A 17,650-nucleotide genomic window follows, 5' to 3' on the forward strand; every position below is an offset into this window, starting at 1 on the left:
AACCGGAATACCCGCTTCAGCTTCTTTTAAAATAGCCACGATTTGATGTTCAGTCATTTTTTCATAATTAAATCCCCTTTTCTTTTATCATAGAGAATTTTCTACTTTTTTGCTGTACTATTTTAGGGGATAGTTACAACCCCATTTTAAGAAGTTCATTAACAGATTGTCTCATAAAAGATCCTTACCATGTTTTCATTAATTTTATAAAACCATTTTGTAGCACTAAAAATATATATAATAGTCTCCTGAAGATGATGTTTACCAATCAAATTGGTATAAATAATTCACTGAATAGCTACGTTTTATTTGCAATACTCACCGTTATCAATAAAAGAAAACAATAATTTTGAGATATCTAATTTAATTAACATGTTAAACAACATTCGTCCAAGCAAATAAAAAGGACTCCATATTATCTCAATCAAAGTCTAAAAACGAATCACTTTCATAATAAAACATGTAAAAACTAAATAATTAATTTTTATAAAATTTTTGCTATAAGTTATGTGCGTAGATTTACATATTCCTCAAAAAAACTGTTGAATGACGGTGCGAGAACATTTGATATTTTTCTTGAAAAAAGATCATAATTAACTATTGTTCCATAAGTATTTCTTCCACAATCAACACACCAACATACATCATCATCTCTAAAGTAAATAACAGCCATATCTAATGGTAACGCGTATTCATTTCTACATAGGCAAGTATCATAATAAATAGCGCCTCCTGACTCAACCAAAGCATCATTATCAACTATACCTGACAATTCTTCTCCAACAAGCCCTCCACCACCAACTAATAAAATAAATTCTTTTAACTCGTTTGGTAACGACAATTTTAAATTATTTTCAAGTATATTAATTTGTGATTCATCACAAGCTCCAAGCCAATACACTTCATCTTGAGCCTCATGATTTAAACGCATAACAAGATTTTTAATACTACTCATATAATTACCCTACCTAAAATCGAATACTTTCAATTTCCAATATCCTTTTCTAAATTTATGATACTGCCTATCTAGTCATTTATTTTTGGTTAAATAGATGAATTCACTGTTTTTGAAGTACCTAGATTAATATCTGAAGAATTTTATATAACTTACAACTAAAGCCAACCTACTAATATCATACTGATACAAATTAATCCCACTCAACAACCAATCAAATCTAGCTAAATAAAATTACCTATGCTCAGCTCATAATACTTAAAAGTATTGTAATGCAGGCTGGTTTATCCGTCTAAATATTGTCCATGATACCTGAAATTTTGCTCTATTAATTGGTGTTCAATTTTCTGAATCCATTTTCCCCATAATTGATAACTGCATTACCCTTGTCTACGCCGTCTAGCTGCTACGATTTAATACATTAAATAAAATGGGCTAAGCAATTTATTAGAGATAATTAATTTTTTTATTAAGTTATAATAATAATTATATTGGAAATTTTTTATTTTTATAGGTTGACCACAAGTGCGTGATAGCCCAATTTTTATATTTCTTAGCAATAAAACTCTTAGCTATTATCTCAATATCATCAGAAATTCGGGAAGATATTTCAAAATTATTAATTATTTTAAAAGATTGTTTAAAAGCCTTTTCTCGTAACATATTAATAAATTTCACTTCATTCGCATTAAAGTCACACATTTTCAAAGAATTAAAAACATTCATCCACTGATAATCAAATTCGGATTCATCTCTTAAATCCAATGCATTATCAACGTCTAATAATTTTAAAAAATTGAAATTTGTTGAAGTAGATAAATAGTCATCAATTTCGATAAGATTTTTGTCATTCATTTCATTAATCCTAGTTCTTTAAACCAACTTTTCATGAAATTAGCAACTTTAGAGTATGTTACAAAAATACTCAAATTATAAATTTGGGATTAACTTTAATATCATCTAGGCCTGAATATGCTCTATGATATGCATCAAACAATTTTTACTGAAACTATAAAATCGTTTTGTAATGGTTAAATAACATTTCTTTCCGCATTATAAGCGACAGTAGCAAACTCGGGTACTTTTTGCTTAAAGAATAAAGCTGATCTAGCCTTAAAATTTCCCCTTACAGTCAACAATCTGATGTTTTTTCGATACGTAGGGCTAGGGCGTTATAAAGGTGGTATAAGGATAGCACTGGTGGTCTGTTTGCTTTTTTATAAGATTTAGAAAATCAACATGTTATTTTTCTTTATAACATCAATTAAGACATTTTACTCGGATTATATTTAATAAAGCCTGCAATCTGAGCGTGGTTCAATTTCTCTTATACCAATTTTACTTACTTTTTCTAAGATCAAATCATAGCAATAAAAAATATCCTCATTTTTTTTTAAAATTACTCCCTCCAGACAGACTTTATATATTCCTTTAGGAATATCGGTATTATTCCAACCAGTATATTCTTCCCACTCCCAAAAAACTGACATATCAGCAATATATAAATCTCCAGTAACATTAAGATAAAAATATTTATCACTGAATATAATGGATCTATTCTCATTACAAGGAGTTTCATTTAAAAACAAACGAACAACGTAGCCACCATCATCAATACCCATGATAGGTAAGGCAATTCCTTCATCAAGCACAGAATCACCTTTGCCTGTTGTAGTAAATTCTTTGAGAATATTTTCTCCATTATTTATTTTTCCCCCAAAGGGGATAAATATCCCTGGATAGTCGAAAATAATTATCCCATTAAAATCTACATCAACGTATATTGTCTTAACCACTTTTACCTCTTGGTAATTTTCCACAGTTGTTCATTATTAAACCATTTTAATAATTTTGTATGAGCTTTTTTCAGCGAATTCATTAAGTACCTAAATATATTTTAAAAGCAATTGGTATATAAATAATAAAATGTAAAAGATAAAATAAATTCTTTACTTTTAACTATTAATCATAGACACCAATCTCTTCTGCTTTTGCAATTAACTCATCTTGCAATGAACCTTGTATTTCATCTCCATCATACTCAAGAATGAAATCACCACTAATATTCGGGGGAAAACATGAACCGTCTATGGTTCCAAAAATCGTTGACATTGTATCTACTATTACTATACGCAGAAAATTAAAAATCTTTTCTTGGTCTTTATCTGATAGCTTTGTGATAATACTTCTTGCTCTTGCAAAAGGATCATCATCGTTCGTAGGTTGACTTGAATCACTTAAATGAATTTTATAATATTCAAGTGTATCATCCAAAAGTATAGATAAAAGTGAGGTAACTACTAATTCATCTTTTCCTATTTTATTCATTTAACAACCTCCTTTTCCATTAGGCTTTATTTTTCACTCGGTTCAACAGCACTATATCATAAAGAAAACGTAGCATTCACCGATTTGTTAAAATGTATAATAATCACATAAACCAAAAAGCCACTAAACCTAACTACCAATAAATAAATGGAAAAGCAGAAAGAGTGGTACGAACTTTAATGGAGATATGGCATAATCAGCAAATATCCGAAGATTCAAAAAATAGAAAACAAAAGTTTAAGCGATTTATTAGCTATTATAATACAATTAAATCTCATCAAGCGATATCCAGTAAAAAGCCTTATGAGTTTTTAGAGGGTTATTTTAGTCATGAAATGTAGACAACCCACTGTTTTCTTTTAACAAAGATATTATCAAATTTTTGTGTGGAGATTATTATGAGCCATATGTGGACATTTCAACGTGTTGGTGGGCTTGATCAAGTCGTATTTAAAAGTGCCAGTGATATTATCAATTTACCTGATTTAGATCCTAAATTATGGGTCGCTCTAAGTTGCCCAACAACAGGGTTGGATTTTGATGAACGAACCTTATCTCTACTCGATTCAGATAATGACGGACGTATTCGCATACCTGATATTTTAGACGCCATTAGCTGGACTTGCGATAAAATCAATTCATTTGATAGTATCTTAAGTACAAGTGAAACACTACCATTATCACAAATTAACTCATCGACCCCGCAAGGAAAAAAATTATCGGTCACCGCACAAAGCATTTTAGCTAGCTTAAATAAAAAAAATGTGGATTATTTAACACAAGATGATATACAACAATCAATAAAAATCAATGCTAACAAACTTTATAATGGTGATTTGATCTTTCCTCCATCAAACGAATTGTCACCAAACATGCAAATGTTTATTACAACAGCAATCAAAACTACTGGTGCACAAAAAGATATGAGTGGGCAAGATGGCATTGATTTAAACATAGCAACCACCTTTGTTGAAAATCTACAAACGTGGTTACAATGGCAAACAAAAATAAGTAATACGCAAACCCCATTTGGTGAAAATACCGCAGAAATTTGGAAACTAATTCAGCTATTAAAACCCAAAATTGATGATTATTTTTTACGTGCTGAATTAGCACAATACGCCCCTCAAGCACAAACGGCACTTAATGTCGACGAAAAATATATTGTACCAACGCAAAACGGATTACTATCTGAAGAAGAATTAGCCGAATTACCGCTATCCAAAATCGACACAACTGATACTCTAGATCTAGTCAATGGGCTAAATCCACTTTGGAAAGCTAAAATCAGCCGATTTAAGGCATTAATAGAATCATCATTATCCAACCCAGACCAACTAACACAACAAGAATGGCAAAATATACAACAAAGCTTGCAAGCATATACCTCACTTATTAGCACTAAGCCCGAAATAGCACACTTAACTGTTGAAATTGAGCCTTCGGCCAGTATAGATGATATTCCTATTAGCATCATTACCAACCTAGCTAACAATGATTTACTGACCGAATTTGAGAAGATGGTTGAACAAGATAATCAAACACCGATATCCGCATCAGATATTCTCGTGTTAGAAAAATTAGTCCTATTTCATAAACATCTTTACCGTTTGCTAGTTAACTTTACCTCTTTTGCAGACTTCTTTCAGCCTGAAACACGAGCAGCATTTCAACTTGGTGAACTCTACATTGATGGTCGCTGTGCAACACTTTGCGTTGCGGTCGATAATATTGCCAAACACGCAACCATGGCAAATTATTCTGAACTCTGTTTACTTTATTGTGAATGCACTAGACATGGACAAAAACAGCTAATTGCAGCAGCAATGACAGCAGGACAAGGTGATTTATTAATTGAAGGTCGCAATGGTGTGTTTATTGACAATAAAGGTAACGATTGGGATGCCAATGTTGTGAAAATAATCACTAAGCCAATCAGCATCCAACAAGCTATTTGGGCACCTTATCAACGTATGGGGCGTGTGATTACCGAACAAATTAACAAATGGGCAAGCAGCAAAGATGCCGATATCGAAAAATCAAGCGAACAAGCACTACAAAATCCAGCTAATAAATTTGATATTGGTAAAAGTGTAGGGATTTTTGCTGCAATTGGTTTAGCCATTGGCGCAATCGGCACAGCATTAGCCACAATATTCCAAGCCATTTTTGCGCTAGCTTGGTGGCAAGTACCTTTAGTTTTTATTGGATTATTTCTAATTATTTCAGGACCTTCTGTTATTTTAGCATGGTTAAAATTACGTCGAAGAACACTTGGACCATTACTAGAAGCATCAGGTTGGGCAATTAATGGGCAAGTCAAAATCAACTTAATGCTAGGAAGCTTGCTCACTAGCAAAGCCCAGCTCCCTACCAATGCAAAACGTAATTTGCGCGATCCAATGAAACAACGTCACAACAAACTAATTATTATTTTTTGGTTGGCAATTTTACTTGGTGTTGGAGTTACAGGAGGCTGGTTATGGCATGAAGGTTACCTTGACCGCTATATCGAACAACACAATCAAGAACAAACCCAAAGCAAAACTGACACAAATGCCAATATTGGTAAATAAAAGCAAAAAACCATTTCGCCGACAACCGTCGGCGAAATGAAACAACCATTAATGCTGATAAACTGGCAAACGGCGGCAAATTGCAAGCACCTTTTCTTTCACAGCTTGGATGGTTTGCTCATCATCTATATTATCTAAAACATCACAAATCCAATTAGCTAAATCTCGCGATTCGGCTTCTTTAAAGCCTCGGCGAGTAATAGCCGGCGTACCAATGCGCACACCAGATGTTACAAATGGGCTTTGTGGATCTTTTGGTACACTATTTTTATTAACGGTAATATTAGCACTACCTAAAGCCGCATCAGCTTCTTTACCTGTGATATTTTTATCGACTAAATCAATTAAAAACAGATGATTTTGTGTTTCACCAGAAACTACTTTATAGCCACGTTGCAAAATCACCTCGACCATAGCTTTAGCGTTTTTCACCACTTGTTGTTGATAGATTTTATACTCAGGCTCCATCGCCTCTTTTAACGCAACTGCTTTAGCGGCAATTACATGCATTAAAGGACCACCTTGTGCTCCAGGAAAGACAGCCGAATTTAACTTTTTATATAATTCTTCACTACCACCTTTAGCCAAAATCAAACCGCCACGAGGACCACCTAAAGTTTTATGAGTTGTAGTAGTAACAACGTGTGCATAAGGAACAGGATTTGGATAAACACCTGCCGCAACTAGCCCTGCCACATGCGCCATATCCACAAAAAAATAAGCGCCCACACTATCGGCGATTTCACGCATACGTTGCCAATCCACCACCCCAGAATAAGCCGAAAAACCACCAATAATCATTTTAGGTTTAGATTCTTGGGCTGTTTTAGCTAACTTGTCATAATCAATACGCCCTGAATCATCAACACCATAATCCACAACATGATAAAGTTTACCCGAAAAGCTAACGGGCGAACCGTGCGTCAAATGCCCACCTTCAGACAAATTCATACCTAAAACAGTATCGCCTGTATTTAAAAGCGCCATATAAACGGCAAAATTAGCTTGTGAACCTGAATGCGGTTGCACATTAGCATAATCAGCACCAAATAAAGCCTTAGCACGATCAATTGCTAATTTTTCAACAACATCAACATACTCACAACCACCATAATAACGTTTTCCGGGATAACCTTCGGCATATTTATTGGTTAATTGCGAACCTTGCGCTTGCATTACTCGTGGGCTGGTGTAGTTTTCTGATGCGATCAGTTCAAGGTGATCTTCTTGGCGCTGTTCTTCACCTTTAATAGCATTCCACAATTCCGCATCATAATCGGCAATAGTCATATCTTTACTAAACATGTTAACTCCTAGTTATTAATCGCAACAAACCTTAAACGTTGTCGCACACTACAGTATAAAAAAACAACACCAATTATCCTTACTTAATCAGTGCTTAATTTCAATCTTTTTTTTTGAGTTATAAAAAATATTTATATATTGTTGAAAAGTAGTATTATGGATAAGATATGGCATACAAGACATATTGCTAAAATAATTAAAAATTTTATTTGGTTTATAATGCAACTTCATTTAGTCGTTAATACATTCGGTTCCGATTTACAACGTCGTTACGGCGAAAAGATCTATAAACTTACTTTACATGGTGGCTTTAGCTGTCCCAATCGAGATGGTACTATTAGTCAAGGTGGTTGTACTTTTTGTAATGTTGCCTCAATCATTGATGAATCTATTCAGGTTAAATCAATTTCTGAACAATTAACCTCGCAAGCCCAACAGATGAAAAAGTCTAAACGATACCTTGCTTATTTTCAAGCTTATACCAGCACCTACGCCGAGGTTGAAATTCTAAAAAGTATGTATGAAGAAGCCCTGAATAGTGCGGATATTGTTGGGCTTTGTGTTGGCACTCGCCCTGATTGTGTTCCTGATGAAGCACTTGATTTGCTTGCGAATTATCAATCCAATGGCTATGAAGTTTGGTTAGAACTTGGTTTACAAACTGCTCATAACAAAACCTTACACGATATTAATCGAGGGCATACTTTTAATGATTATTATCAAACCGTACAAAAGGCACGCAAGCTTGGCATTAAGGTCTGTACTCACTTAATTATTGGTTTACCAAAAGAAACCAAACAAGATAACTTTATAACCCTTGAGCGTGTGCTCGACTGTGGTGTGGACGGTTTAAAATTACACCCTTTACATATTGTTGAAGGTAGTATTATGGCAAAAGCGTGGCGGGCTGGGCGGCTTCCAGTATTATCATTAGATGAATATGTCGATATTGCAGGCGATATTATTCGCCAAACGCCAGCCAATATTTTGTATCATCGCATATCAGCTAATGCCAGAAAACCAACTTTACTTGCTCCTGATTGGTGTGAAAACCATTGGCAATCGATGAATGCTGTTGATCACAATTTACGCCAGTTTGGTGCTCAAGGTAGTGCTATTGGTGATAGTTACTTTTTTAAATCATAAGTGGATTTAATGATTATGAAAAAGGACATCCTTTCATTTATCCACTTCGCCTTTTTATTAATAATTATTAATTTATTTTCAACCAATAAATATGAATGGATGATTTTTACAGGTGATCCAGACAACCCTTGCACGTTACCATTAGGTGGAAGAAATAGTGAAGACGTTTTTCTTATCCTTACCATTCCCTTAATTTTGAGTTTATTTTTTATAAAAAATAGAAAAATAAGATATATCTATTTGTCCCTTGCTATTCTCTATTGTTTTTGGTCATTCTTTTTACGTTTTCAATGGTGCTAACAATTTCATTTAAAATTATTATAGTTTGAGAGATTATCAATAGCGTAACGCACCCACACTAAGAATAAAACCAAACTATAATGGTATAGACTCTTGAATTATTTTTACAAATGACAGTATGCTTATTCAACTGCCACTATGACCCAAATTTTACAGCAAATTTGGGTCTATAAAAATCAAACTTTGCACCCAAATAAATACTAAGTATATAATACGCCTTTCAAACTTGAGACAATCTGCATGCAACTGGCTTTTTGTATTTATAAATATTTTCCTTTTGGTGGTTTGCAACGTGATTTTTTGCAAATAGCCAAAGCTTGTCAAAATCGAGGACATAATGTTCGTGTTTATGTCATGGATTGGCAAGGCGATGTACCTTGTGGGTTTGACATTATTTGGGTACCTAAAAAGGGCTTATCCAACCATAGTCGTAATCAATCTTATTACTATTGGGTGAAGGATCATTTACAAGCAAATCCTGTTGATTGTGTAGTTGGCTTTAATAAAATGCCTGATTTGGATGTTTATTTTGCAGGTGATACTTGTTATGCCGAAAAGGTTTCACACAAGGGCTTTTTGTATAAATTGTCAAAACGCTGTAAGCACTATTTAGCTTTCGAAGATGCGGTATTTAATCAACATAGCCAAACCAAAGTTATGGTACTAACAAAACAGCAAATTAGTGATTTTGAGCACTATTATCATACTGATCCGTCTCGATTTTACCTTTTGCCACCCGGTATTGCGCAAGATCGCCAATACAATTATGAGTCGCTAGCTAAAGGTAAGCAATTTAGGCAAGCAAATCAAATTGATGAACATAATTTTGTGATTGTGCAAATTGGATCAGATTTTAAGCGTAAGGGAGTAGATCGTTCTTTAACCGCCATTGCCGCACTACCTTGCGATTTAAAACAAAAAGTGACTTTTTTAGTAGTGGGGCAGGATAATCCCGAAGCTTATCAAAAACTGGCTAAGCAACTCGGCATTGAGTATCAAGTACGTTTTTTTGCAGGCCGTAATGATATCCCTGACTTTTTATTTGCGGCAGATTTGCTATTGCACCCTGCAAGACAAGAAGCTGCTGGTATGGTGCTTATTGAAGGGTTAGCCGCTGGAGTGCCAGTGATTGTGTCAAGCACTTCGGGCTATGCTTATCATATTGATGATGCCAATGCTGGGGTGATCCTTGCCGAACCTTTTGTACAAGCAGATCTCAATCAAGCGTTGCAAAATGCCATAACAAACCACGATCAGTTATTAACATGGCACAACAATGCAATACATTATGGTAAAACGGCTGATTTATATCATTTAGCCCAGCGTGCCGCAGATATTATTTTAGGTTGTGATCATTATGAATGAGTTGAAGTTAAAATGCCCTTTTGATGCTTTGTGGAAAAATAAAGATCCGTTTGCGGAAGTTGAGTTAATATCAGGCAAAGTCTATCGAGCGGTTAAGCAACGTAAGACGTTGAATTTTGAGCTTGGTGATGAATCGTATTTTATTAAAATTCATCGTGGTACAACCATTAAAGAGATTGTGAAGAATCTTATTTCGTTACGTTTACCTGTTTTAGATGCTAAGCAAGAGTGGGATGCGATTGAGCGTTTGGAGCAAGTTGGCGTTAATACGATGGATGGGCGAGCATTTGGTCGTAAGGGGCTAAATCCGCTGACTCGTCATTCGTTTATTGTGACAAGAGATCTTAACCCGACTGTGAGTTTAGAAGATTTTACTAAGCCATGGTTAACTAATCCACCTAGCTATCATATAAAGCGTTGTTTAGTGATTTATTTGGCAAAAATGGTTGCCCAAATGCATGCGGCTGGGGTTAATCATCGTGATTGTTATTTGTGTCACTTTTTGCTTGATATTCCGCTTTTTGAAAATCATCAGCAAATAAAATTATCGGTGATTGATTTACACCGTGCTCAGATCCGTAAAACAGTTCCTGTTCGTTGGCGTGATAAAGATTTAATTGGGCTTTATTTTTCAGCCATGAATATTGGGCTAACTGATCGTGATATTTGGCGTTTTTTGAAAGTGTATTTTAATCAACCTTTAAAAACGATTTTGCGTAATGAAGCTAAGTTAATTGCTAGTACGCATCAAAAAGTTGAACGAATTCGTAAAAGGACAGAAAAGTATCATCTTTAACAATAAGGATACGCTATGTTTATTGAACAAATTGATATTTCCGGATTTAAAGGTATTAGTCAACTATCTTTAAAATTAAATGCAAGTTCTAGCGTACTAATGGGTGAAAATCGTTGGGGGCGGTCAAGTTTAATCAGCGCTTTGCAATTGTTATCACTAGATAACAAGTTTTATCAATTTGTCGATTCCGATTTTTATCATGATCAATACCAATGTTATGGCGATAATATTATTATTAAAATCACTTATTGCCAATCACACTTACATGAATTAAATAATCAAGATTATCAACCATTACGCTCAGTTTCGTATCAATCACACCAAGATAATCTGCATCGTATCACTTATCAAATTTCTGCCAATAAACAAAATAACCAAATTATAACACAACATAAATTGCTCAATGCACAAGGCAATCCCTTTAATATAGAAAACGAAAAATTATTAATTGCAACATTAATCAAACTAAATCCAGTAATGACACTTAAAAATGCAATTAATCCTGAGCAATTAACTGTTACTAACGAACCATTATCCGAACACTACATTAGCCAACTTTCAAACCAACTAAAAGCCCATTCAGCCGAATTAACCCAAGATGAATTAGCTCGAGGCCTACAAGCCGCACGCTCATTATTAGAGTATTATTTTGTCGATCAAGCACACCGCAATCATTACAAACAAAAAAATGCCAAAAGTACACCAAGATCAGAAGATTGGAATGTTTTGGAACAAATTAATGATGTATTGGATAATCTTGATAATGATTATTTACGAACGGTATTTTTAGGAATTTTCGGCTCTATTATTGATGCTAAAGGGAATTATTCACTTTCACAAAGTTCAATGCCTATTTTAATTTTAGAAGAGCCTGAAAGTTTGTTACATCCAATCATTTTATCAGTTGCATTTCGCTTACTAAAAAACTTCCCTACACAAAAAATTATCACGTCTAACTCAAGTGATCTGGTATCGTTATTTTCATTAGAAAACCTTTATCGTTTAATTCGTCTGCCAGATAAAATTATTGCCAAATACATTGAACCTAATTCATTAAGCGTTAGTGATAGTCGTCGTATTGCGTTTCATATTCTTTATCGCCGATCAAATGCCTTATTTGCACGATGTTGGTTGTTAGTCGAGGGCGAAACCGAAGTGTGGTTGTTACGTGAACTAGCAGAACAAAGTGGTTATCATCTGAGTTCAGAAGGAGTTCAGCTTATTGAGTTTGCTCAGTGTGGTTTAAAACCGCTTATAAAATATGCCAATAAAATGGGAATTCATTGGTATGTAATTACTGATGGGGATATGGCGGGTAAAAAATATGCCGATACAGTAAAATCGTTATGTGGTGAAGATAAAAACCCTAATGATTACTTAACGGTTTTACCTGCGCGAGACATTGAAAACTTTTTATTTAAACATGGTTTTAGTCATGTCTATAAACTTGCCGCTTATAATACAACACAGCATATTGATCTGCCTGTACATCAAATTATTCAAAAAGCAATTCATAAAAGTTCAAAACCTGATCTTGCGATTGCCATTTGTGATGATGCAAAATCACGTGGTATAAACGCTATACCGCGTTTGCTAATGGATACTTTTTCGAGAATTATTAGTTCATCTAAAGGGTTAGTTTAGATAATTACATTTTGAAAAATATTTAAAATCGCTATCAAGAAGATAAAACTATTCCGCCAATATAAATCGGCGGAATAAAATAAAAATTAATGCTATTTGGAGATTCGTTTATATTTAGCACGTTTAGGCTCTAATGCTTCAGCACCTAATGTGCGCTTTTTCCATTCTTCGTATTCGGTAAAGTTACCTTCAAAGAATTCAACATGGCCTTCGTCTTGATAATCCAAAATATGGGTCGCAATACGATCTAAAAACCAACGGTCATGCGAAATCACTAAAGCACAACCCGGAAACTCTAATAATGCGTTTTCAAGCGCACGTAGCGTTTCAACATCTAAATCATTGGTTGGTTCATCGAGTAGTAATACATTACCACCCACTTGCAATAATTTAGCTAAATGTACACGCCCACGTTCACCACCTGAAAGTTCACCTACACGCTTTTGCTGATCAACACCTTTAAAGTTAAAACGACCAACATAAGCACGACTTGGTATTTCAAAATTGCCAATACGCATAATATCTTGACCGTTTGAAATTTCGTCCCAAACTGTTTTTTTGTCGTCCATACTGTCACGGAACTGATCAACTGATGCAAGTTGCACTGTTTCACCCAAAGTAATCGTGCCTGAATCAGGTTGTTCTTTGCCTGATAACATTCTAAATAGTGTTGATTTCCCCGCTCCATTTGGACCAATAATGCCAACAATTGCCCCTTTAGGAATACTAAAAGATAAGTTATCAATCAGCACACGATCGCCATACGATTTAGTTAGGTTGCTTACTTCAATCACTTTATCGCCTAAACGTTGTCCAGCTGGAATAAAGAGCTCGTTAGTTTCGTTACGTTTTTGGTAATCGTTACTGTTGAGTTCTTCAAAGCGAGCTAGACGGGCTTTGCTTTTTGCTTGGCGCCCTTTCGGATTTTGTCGTACCCACTCGAGTTCTTTTTCGACCGATTTACGACGTGCCGATTCGGACGAGGCTTCTTGTGCTAAACGCTGATCTTTTTGTTCAAGCCAAGATGAATAGTTGCCTTCCCATGGAATGCCTTCACCACGGTCAAGTTCTAAAATCCAACCTGCAACGTTGTCTAGAAAGTAGCGATCGTGAGTTACTGCAACAACCGTACCCTCGTAGTCATGTAAGAATCGTTCTAACCATGCTACCGATTCGGCATCTAAGTGGTTGGTCGGTTCATCCATTAATAACATATCAGGCTTTTCAAGTAATAATTGACAAATTGCTACTCGACGGCGTTCACCACCAGATAAATTTTCAATTTTCGCATCCCAATCAGGTAAACGTAGTGCGTCAGCGGCTCGCTCTAACTGGTTATCAAGATTATGAGCATCTTGCGATTGAATAATGGCTTCAAGCTCCGCTTGTTCTTTGGCTAATTTGTCAAAATCGGCGTCAGGATCGGCATAAGCGGCATAGACTTCGTCTAATCGAGCTAGCGCTTTTTTCGCATCACCAACTGCTTGCTCAATGGCTTCACGTACAGTTTGTTTAGGATCTAATTTCGGTTCTTGGGGTAAATAACCAATTTTAATATCAGGTTGTGGGCGTGCTTCGCCTTCAATTTCGGTATCAACACCCGCCATAATTCGTAGTAAAGTGGATTTACCCGCTCCATTTAAACCGAGTACACCAATTTTTGCACCTGGAAAAAAACTTAAAGAAATATCTTTTAAAATATAGCGTTTAGGGGGAACAATCTTCCCTACGCGATTCATGGTATAAACATATTGCGCCATAAAACATCATCCGTTAATTTTGTTTAAAAATAGCAAACCACATCAGTTGCTATATAAATAATTGATGGCATATATTGTAATGATTCTGAGCATCGGGTCTAGGGTTATTTTTGAGAATATAGGTAAATCAATATTCGCTATACACAAAACTTAATGTAGGACTTGTATATGTATATTCATGCTTCGCCACAACGACCATAATGGTAACGGTGAAAAAATAGGAATAATTTCTAATCTAACGCCTACGCTTTTAAGAGGGTACACATACCGACACCATCTCTGAAAATCTAAAGATAGACATAGAACCCTTATAGAAATAATAGCCTTTAGCATGTAATAGAGATACCCAGAAATTTTTGTATCCCTCAACTCAATAATGTCATAGTCCAGTTGATCATTAAAAACCGTTTTCCCATTTATTAGTTAGCTATCAATTTAAAAATGACTTTTAAATTTGATAGCATTTATTTAACCTATAACGACTGATAAATATCCAAGACGAATTATGATCAAAATAAAATGCGACGTTGAAGTAAAAAATAACTTTTTTGTTAAGCTTTATAAGACTTGCGCTAATTAATCTGGTTGTGGAAAAAATAAAGAAATAGATTTAATATCTATAAGAAAAGGGCTTTATAAAAAGCATGATCATTTTTAAATACTCGTAATGGACAACAACATTAGTTGCCCATTACGATTTTAGTGATTATTTTATAGCACTATACTACTTATTACTCACTATCCTTTAAGGTACTACACAGACTACCCTGTGGGTTGTGAACAATGAAATATTATTAATACGTCTGAACATCCTCAAATCTTGGAGTGACACACATAAACCAATAAGATAATCATCAATTAATGACTGGCTATAAAACAAACATATTAATAATCCTATTTTAAATATCAATTTGATTTATATATTTTTTATGGTAAATTTTCACCTCGACAAAATGTTTGAGAGGACTGAACAGAACCAAGGTCATAATAATCACCCGAAATATATCCTGAATCATTAACAGCAAAAGGCTTATTGGCTCGATACATTTCAGATGTCCAAATATAGGATCCATTGTTATGATATCGCGAGACGGTTCCCCATTCTCCTAGAAATGTACCTAAATCACGGGAATGTCTATATGTCCTTGGTGTAGGAAGTGTAGCAGTACCTTCTGGTAAATCAGCATCAAGTGAATTAATTAATTCATTCCTTCTATACATATATTTTTGCCGCCAAGATTTTCCTGCGTCAGAAAAATCATTAATTTGTTCTCGTGTTGTTGCAGGTATTGCATGACCATCAATAATTTTACGACATTCATCAAACGCCACGTACTCACGATCAAAGTTAATAAAACCGCTACTTTTATAATCCTTCCTATGATCAACAAGAATTGCCCATTTTTTAGGTATCGGAAGAGTCACTTTACCAATATTTTTCCAACTGTTACCGTTATCTTCTGTGTACTCCATATTAATGGTTAATGGAGTCTTCGGTTTAAAACGATTATTATAAACAACCTGACAACCTTTCCCCAATTCTTTATTTCCGTTTCCTGATAAAGTTACCCAATTATTGATATTGCTAGCATCAAGTCTACAACGGTATTTTGACTGTTCATTCCCTGAACCTATTAAGTCAAACTTAATCCCTTTGAAACCAGTGATAGGTCGAAATGACTCGGCTATAAATCCTACACGAAATTGATTAACCTCCTTATAACCATTACCATTCCATACTGCCGAGTTATAGCCTTTAGGATATTTCGTTATATCATTACTAGCTGAATTAACATAAATACTATATGGTCGAGCGTAGCACAATTTTGGGCCACCTGAAAGCATAAATTGGTAAGTTATTTTGGGTTTGCTACCATAATGATTTTTATTGGGAATGCCATACTTAGTCGTTACGGCGATATCTTGTGCACTCAACTCTAAAGTATAAGGCCCCCCACATAGTGTTAACTCCTGATGTAAATCACTCACAACTTGAGAACCATCTTTCCAAGTTGCAGTTAACGTACCACCGACGGTAAAATTATCAGTAATTGAAGCATCACCATCATCATCCGCCACTTGCAAGTTAGAAATTGTATGTGCTTGTCCATCAGCAGTAACCAAAGCAATAACATCTGAAAACTTTGTACCAAAAGGGACAGTTAACGGTTTTCCTCCATTCGAGATTGAACCATTAACTCCAATTTGTATTAGCTCGCCAGTGTTTTCTTGACTTGGCATCATAAAACCTAGCAACTCATCTAAATTTTTTAGTTTATTACCGACTTGATCATTCTGAGACGTTTTAAATTGTAGATAAGGCGCACTCCCTTCAATCACCTTTGTTGTGGTTGCGGATAAGGCAATAACATTACCCGATATCATTATACCCAACGTAGCAATTATAGTTCCATAAGCATAATGTTTGACATGTAAACTTGACGATATAATTCGTAAAATTTGGCCAAAAAACTTAGCTATTTTTAAAATAAACATTCGAGGTTGTTCAAAAGCTAACTTATTGCTTTTGTATATTTTATTATTCATAACTTCCATTTTTAATTACTTTTTCCTATAAAAAATCATTTGCATCCAAATCATAACTACTGATAAAACACAAATTTGATCATATTTATTATATTATGTTAATTTTATGTAAAAAATAACTTTTTTGTTAAGATTTGTAAACATGTGATTAAATGAGTCTGATTATTAAAAATAATATATAACCATATGAAAATTATATTAAATAATAAGAAATAGACTGATTTTATAGTTTTAAATATTAGGTACCAATTTTGTAAAAAATAATCATCAAATTATTCATCATTGCATGTTGATGGGAATCGTTAACCTTATATTTTTGGTACTAAAAAGTGGGAACATACCATTACTGTAAACAATGCGAGTAAGTTCTATAATTAACTTACTCGTAATAACCTCTGTAACTTCAAAAAGTTACAGAATCAAACTATTTGCTGAACAAATAAAACAAATTTAACTACGGCTTGACACAAGCAGCTCTAAGTTTATTATTAGTTGATTTAGAATCATATAAATCTCCATCCCCCAAATCGATTCGAATTGGTTCTCCTTTGTATGTATCAATTGCCCAATACCAATCTTGAGGATGACTAGTTTCCCAGTCATCAAGACCTAAATAGTGATTAGGATTGTTAAATAAGGTTCCCCATTCATTAAATAGCCCACCAATCCACTTGCCATTACCGCCGCGATAGCTTAATTGACGGCGATAACCATTGATATTTCTTCCCGGAATACCTCCAGTCCAAATATCATCATTATTTGCATTAGTATAATCTGCAACACTTGGCATTCGGTATCCAATTCGGTTACAGTAATTTTTTGCATCTTGCACAGATGCATTAATATTAGCCCCTTGGGCTATATACCATCTTTCAATTTTAAAGCTATACAAGACGTTACTTTTGGCTCTATCTGAATAAAGCTTAAA

General features: G+C 34.5%; 14 protein-coding genes and 1 pseudogene. 7 read left to right on the forward strand and 8 right to left on the reverse strand.

Features of this window, described 5'->3' with window-relative positions; translation table 11 throughout:
• Nucleotides 1-505: 505 nt before the first annotated feature.
• From B9N71_RS07020 to B9N71_RS07035, 4 genes are all read right to left on the reverse strand, one after another.
• Nucleotides 506-955 carry an SMI1/KNR4 family protein gene (locus B9N71_RS07020; RefSeq protein ID WP_065610359.1) on the reverse strand — a complete coding sequence of 150 codons (450 nt, stop codon included), beginning with the start codon at nt 953-955 and terminating at the stop codon, nt 506-508.
• Between the two features lie 486 nt (nt 956-1,441).
• Nucleotides 1,442-1,810: an immunity protein PIM1 family protein gene (locus B9N71_RS07025; RefSeq protein WP_085165057.1), complete on the reverse strand. Its 369-nt coding sequence runs from the start codon at nt 1,808-1,810 to the stop codon at nt 1,442-1,444.
• A 434-nt stretch (nt 1,811-2,244) separates the two neighbouring features.
• Complete coding sequence (locus tag B9N71_RS07030) at nt 2,245-2,775, reverse strand: hypothetical protein (protein ID WP_208610461.1); 531 nt, start codon at nt 2,773-2,775, stop codon at nt 2,245-2,247.
• Nucleotides 2,776-2,917: 142 nt separating this feature from the next.
• A complete protein-coding gene (locus B9N71_RS07035; RefSeq protein WP_208610462.1) occupies nt 2,918-3,283 on the reverse strand; it encodes a hypothetical protein in 366 nt (121 codons plus the stop codon).
• Between the two features lie 143 nt (nt 3,284-3,426).
• Between B9N71_RS07035 and B9N71_RS13525 the strand changes: the two genes are divergently transcribed.
• Complete coding sequence (locus B9N71_RS13525; protein WP_363319071.1) at nt 3,427-3,624, forward strand: integrase core domain-containing protein; 198 nt, start codon at nt 3,427-3,429, stop codon at nt 3,622-3,624.
• Nucleotides 3,625-3,681: 57 nt separating this feature from the next.
• Nucleotides 3,682-5,859, forward strand: a complete 2,178-nt coding sequence (locus tag B9N71_RS07045; RefSeq protein ID WP_085165059.1) for a phage holin family protein — start codon at nt 3,682-3,684, stop codon at nt 5,857-5,859.
• Between the two features lie 48 nt (nt 5,860-5,907).
• Here B9N71_RS07045 and glyA read toward each other — a convergent pair whose 3' ends face one another.
• The gene (gene glyA / locus B9N71_RS07050; RefSeq protein WP_085165061.1) at nt 5,908-7,164 is read right to left on the reverse strand and encodes a serine hydroxymethyltransferase; all 1,257 of its coding nucleotides are present in this window, start codon (nt 7,162-7,164) and stop codon (nt 5,908-5,910) included.
• A 219-nt stretch (nt 7,165-7,383) separates the two neighbouring features.
• Between glyA and mnmL the strand changes: the two genes are divergently transcribed.
• The 5 genes from mnmL to B9N71_RS07075 all read left to right on the forward strand — a co-directional run bounded on the left by mnmL (nt 7,384) and on the right by B9N71_RS07075 (nt 12,415).
• A complete protein-coding gene (gene mnmL / locus B9N71_RS07055) occupies nt 7,384-8,310 on the forward strand; it encodes a tRNA modification radical SAM protein MnmL/YtqA (protein ID WP_085165100.1) in 927 nt (308 codons plus the stop codon).
• A 15-nt stretch (nt 8,311-8,325) separates the two neighbouring features.
• Complete coding sequence (locus B9N71_RS13530) at nt 8,326-8,610, forward strand: DUF2645 family protein (RefSeq protein WP_167370072.1); 285 nt, start codon at nt 8,326-8,328, stop codon at nt 8,608-8,610.
• A 240-nt stretch (nt 8,611-8,850) separates the two neighbouring features.
• Complete coding sequence (locus B9N71_RS07065; protein ID WP_085165075.1) at nt 8,851-9,975, forward strand: glycosyltransferase family 4 protein; 1,125 nt, start codon at nt 8,851-8,853, stop codon at nt 9,973-9,975.
• On the forward strand, nt 9,968-10,771 hold the full coding sequence (rfaP, locus tag B9N71_RS07070) for a lipopolysaccharide core heptose(I) kinase RfaP (RefSeq protein WP_065590055.1): 804 nt from the start codon (nt 9,968-9,970) through the stop codon (nt 10,769-10,771). The genes B9N71_RS07065 and rfaP overlap by 8 nt, the downstream gene beginning before the upstream one ends.
• 15 nt (nt 10,772-10,786) lie before the next feature.
• Nucleotides 10,787-12,415: a DUF2813 domain-containing protein gene (locus tag B9N71_RS07075; RefSeq protein WP_085165078.1), complete on the forward strand. Its 1,629-nt coding sequence runs from the start codon at nt 10,787-10,789 to the stop codon at nt 12,413-12,415.
• Nucleotides 12,416-12,507: 92 nt separating this feature from the next.
• Here the strand turns inward: B9N71_RS07075 and ettA are convergent, their stop codons facing one another.
• From ettA to B9N71_RS07090, 3 genes and pseudogenes are all read right to left on the reverse strand, one after another.
• Entirely contained in the window at nt 12,508-14,175 is a 1,668-nt protein-coding gene (ettA, locus tag B9N71_RS07080; RefSeq protein WP_085165079.1) for an energy-dependent translational throttle protein EttA, read from the reverse strand.
• Between the two features lie 927 nt (nt 14,176-15,102).
• Nucleotides 15,103-16,722, reverse strand: a complete 1,620-nt coding sequence (locus B9N71_RS07085; protein ID WP_143422078.1) for a hypothetical protein — start codon at nt 16,720-16,722, stop codon at nt 15,103-15,105.
• 454 nt (nt 16,723-17,176) lie between these two features.
• Nucleotides 17,177-17,650 (reverse strand): annotated as a pseudogene (locus tag B9N71_RS07090) (hypothetical protein); the annotation flags it as partial.

Origin of the sequence: Gilliamella bombi (assembly GCF_900103255.1) — a bacterium.
Taxonomy (GTDB): domain Bacteria; phylum Pseudomonadota; class Gammaproteobacteria; order Enterobacterales; family Orbaceae; genus Gilliamella; species Gilliamella bombi.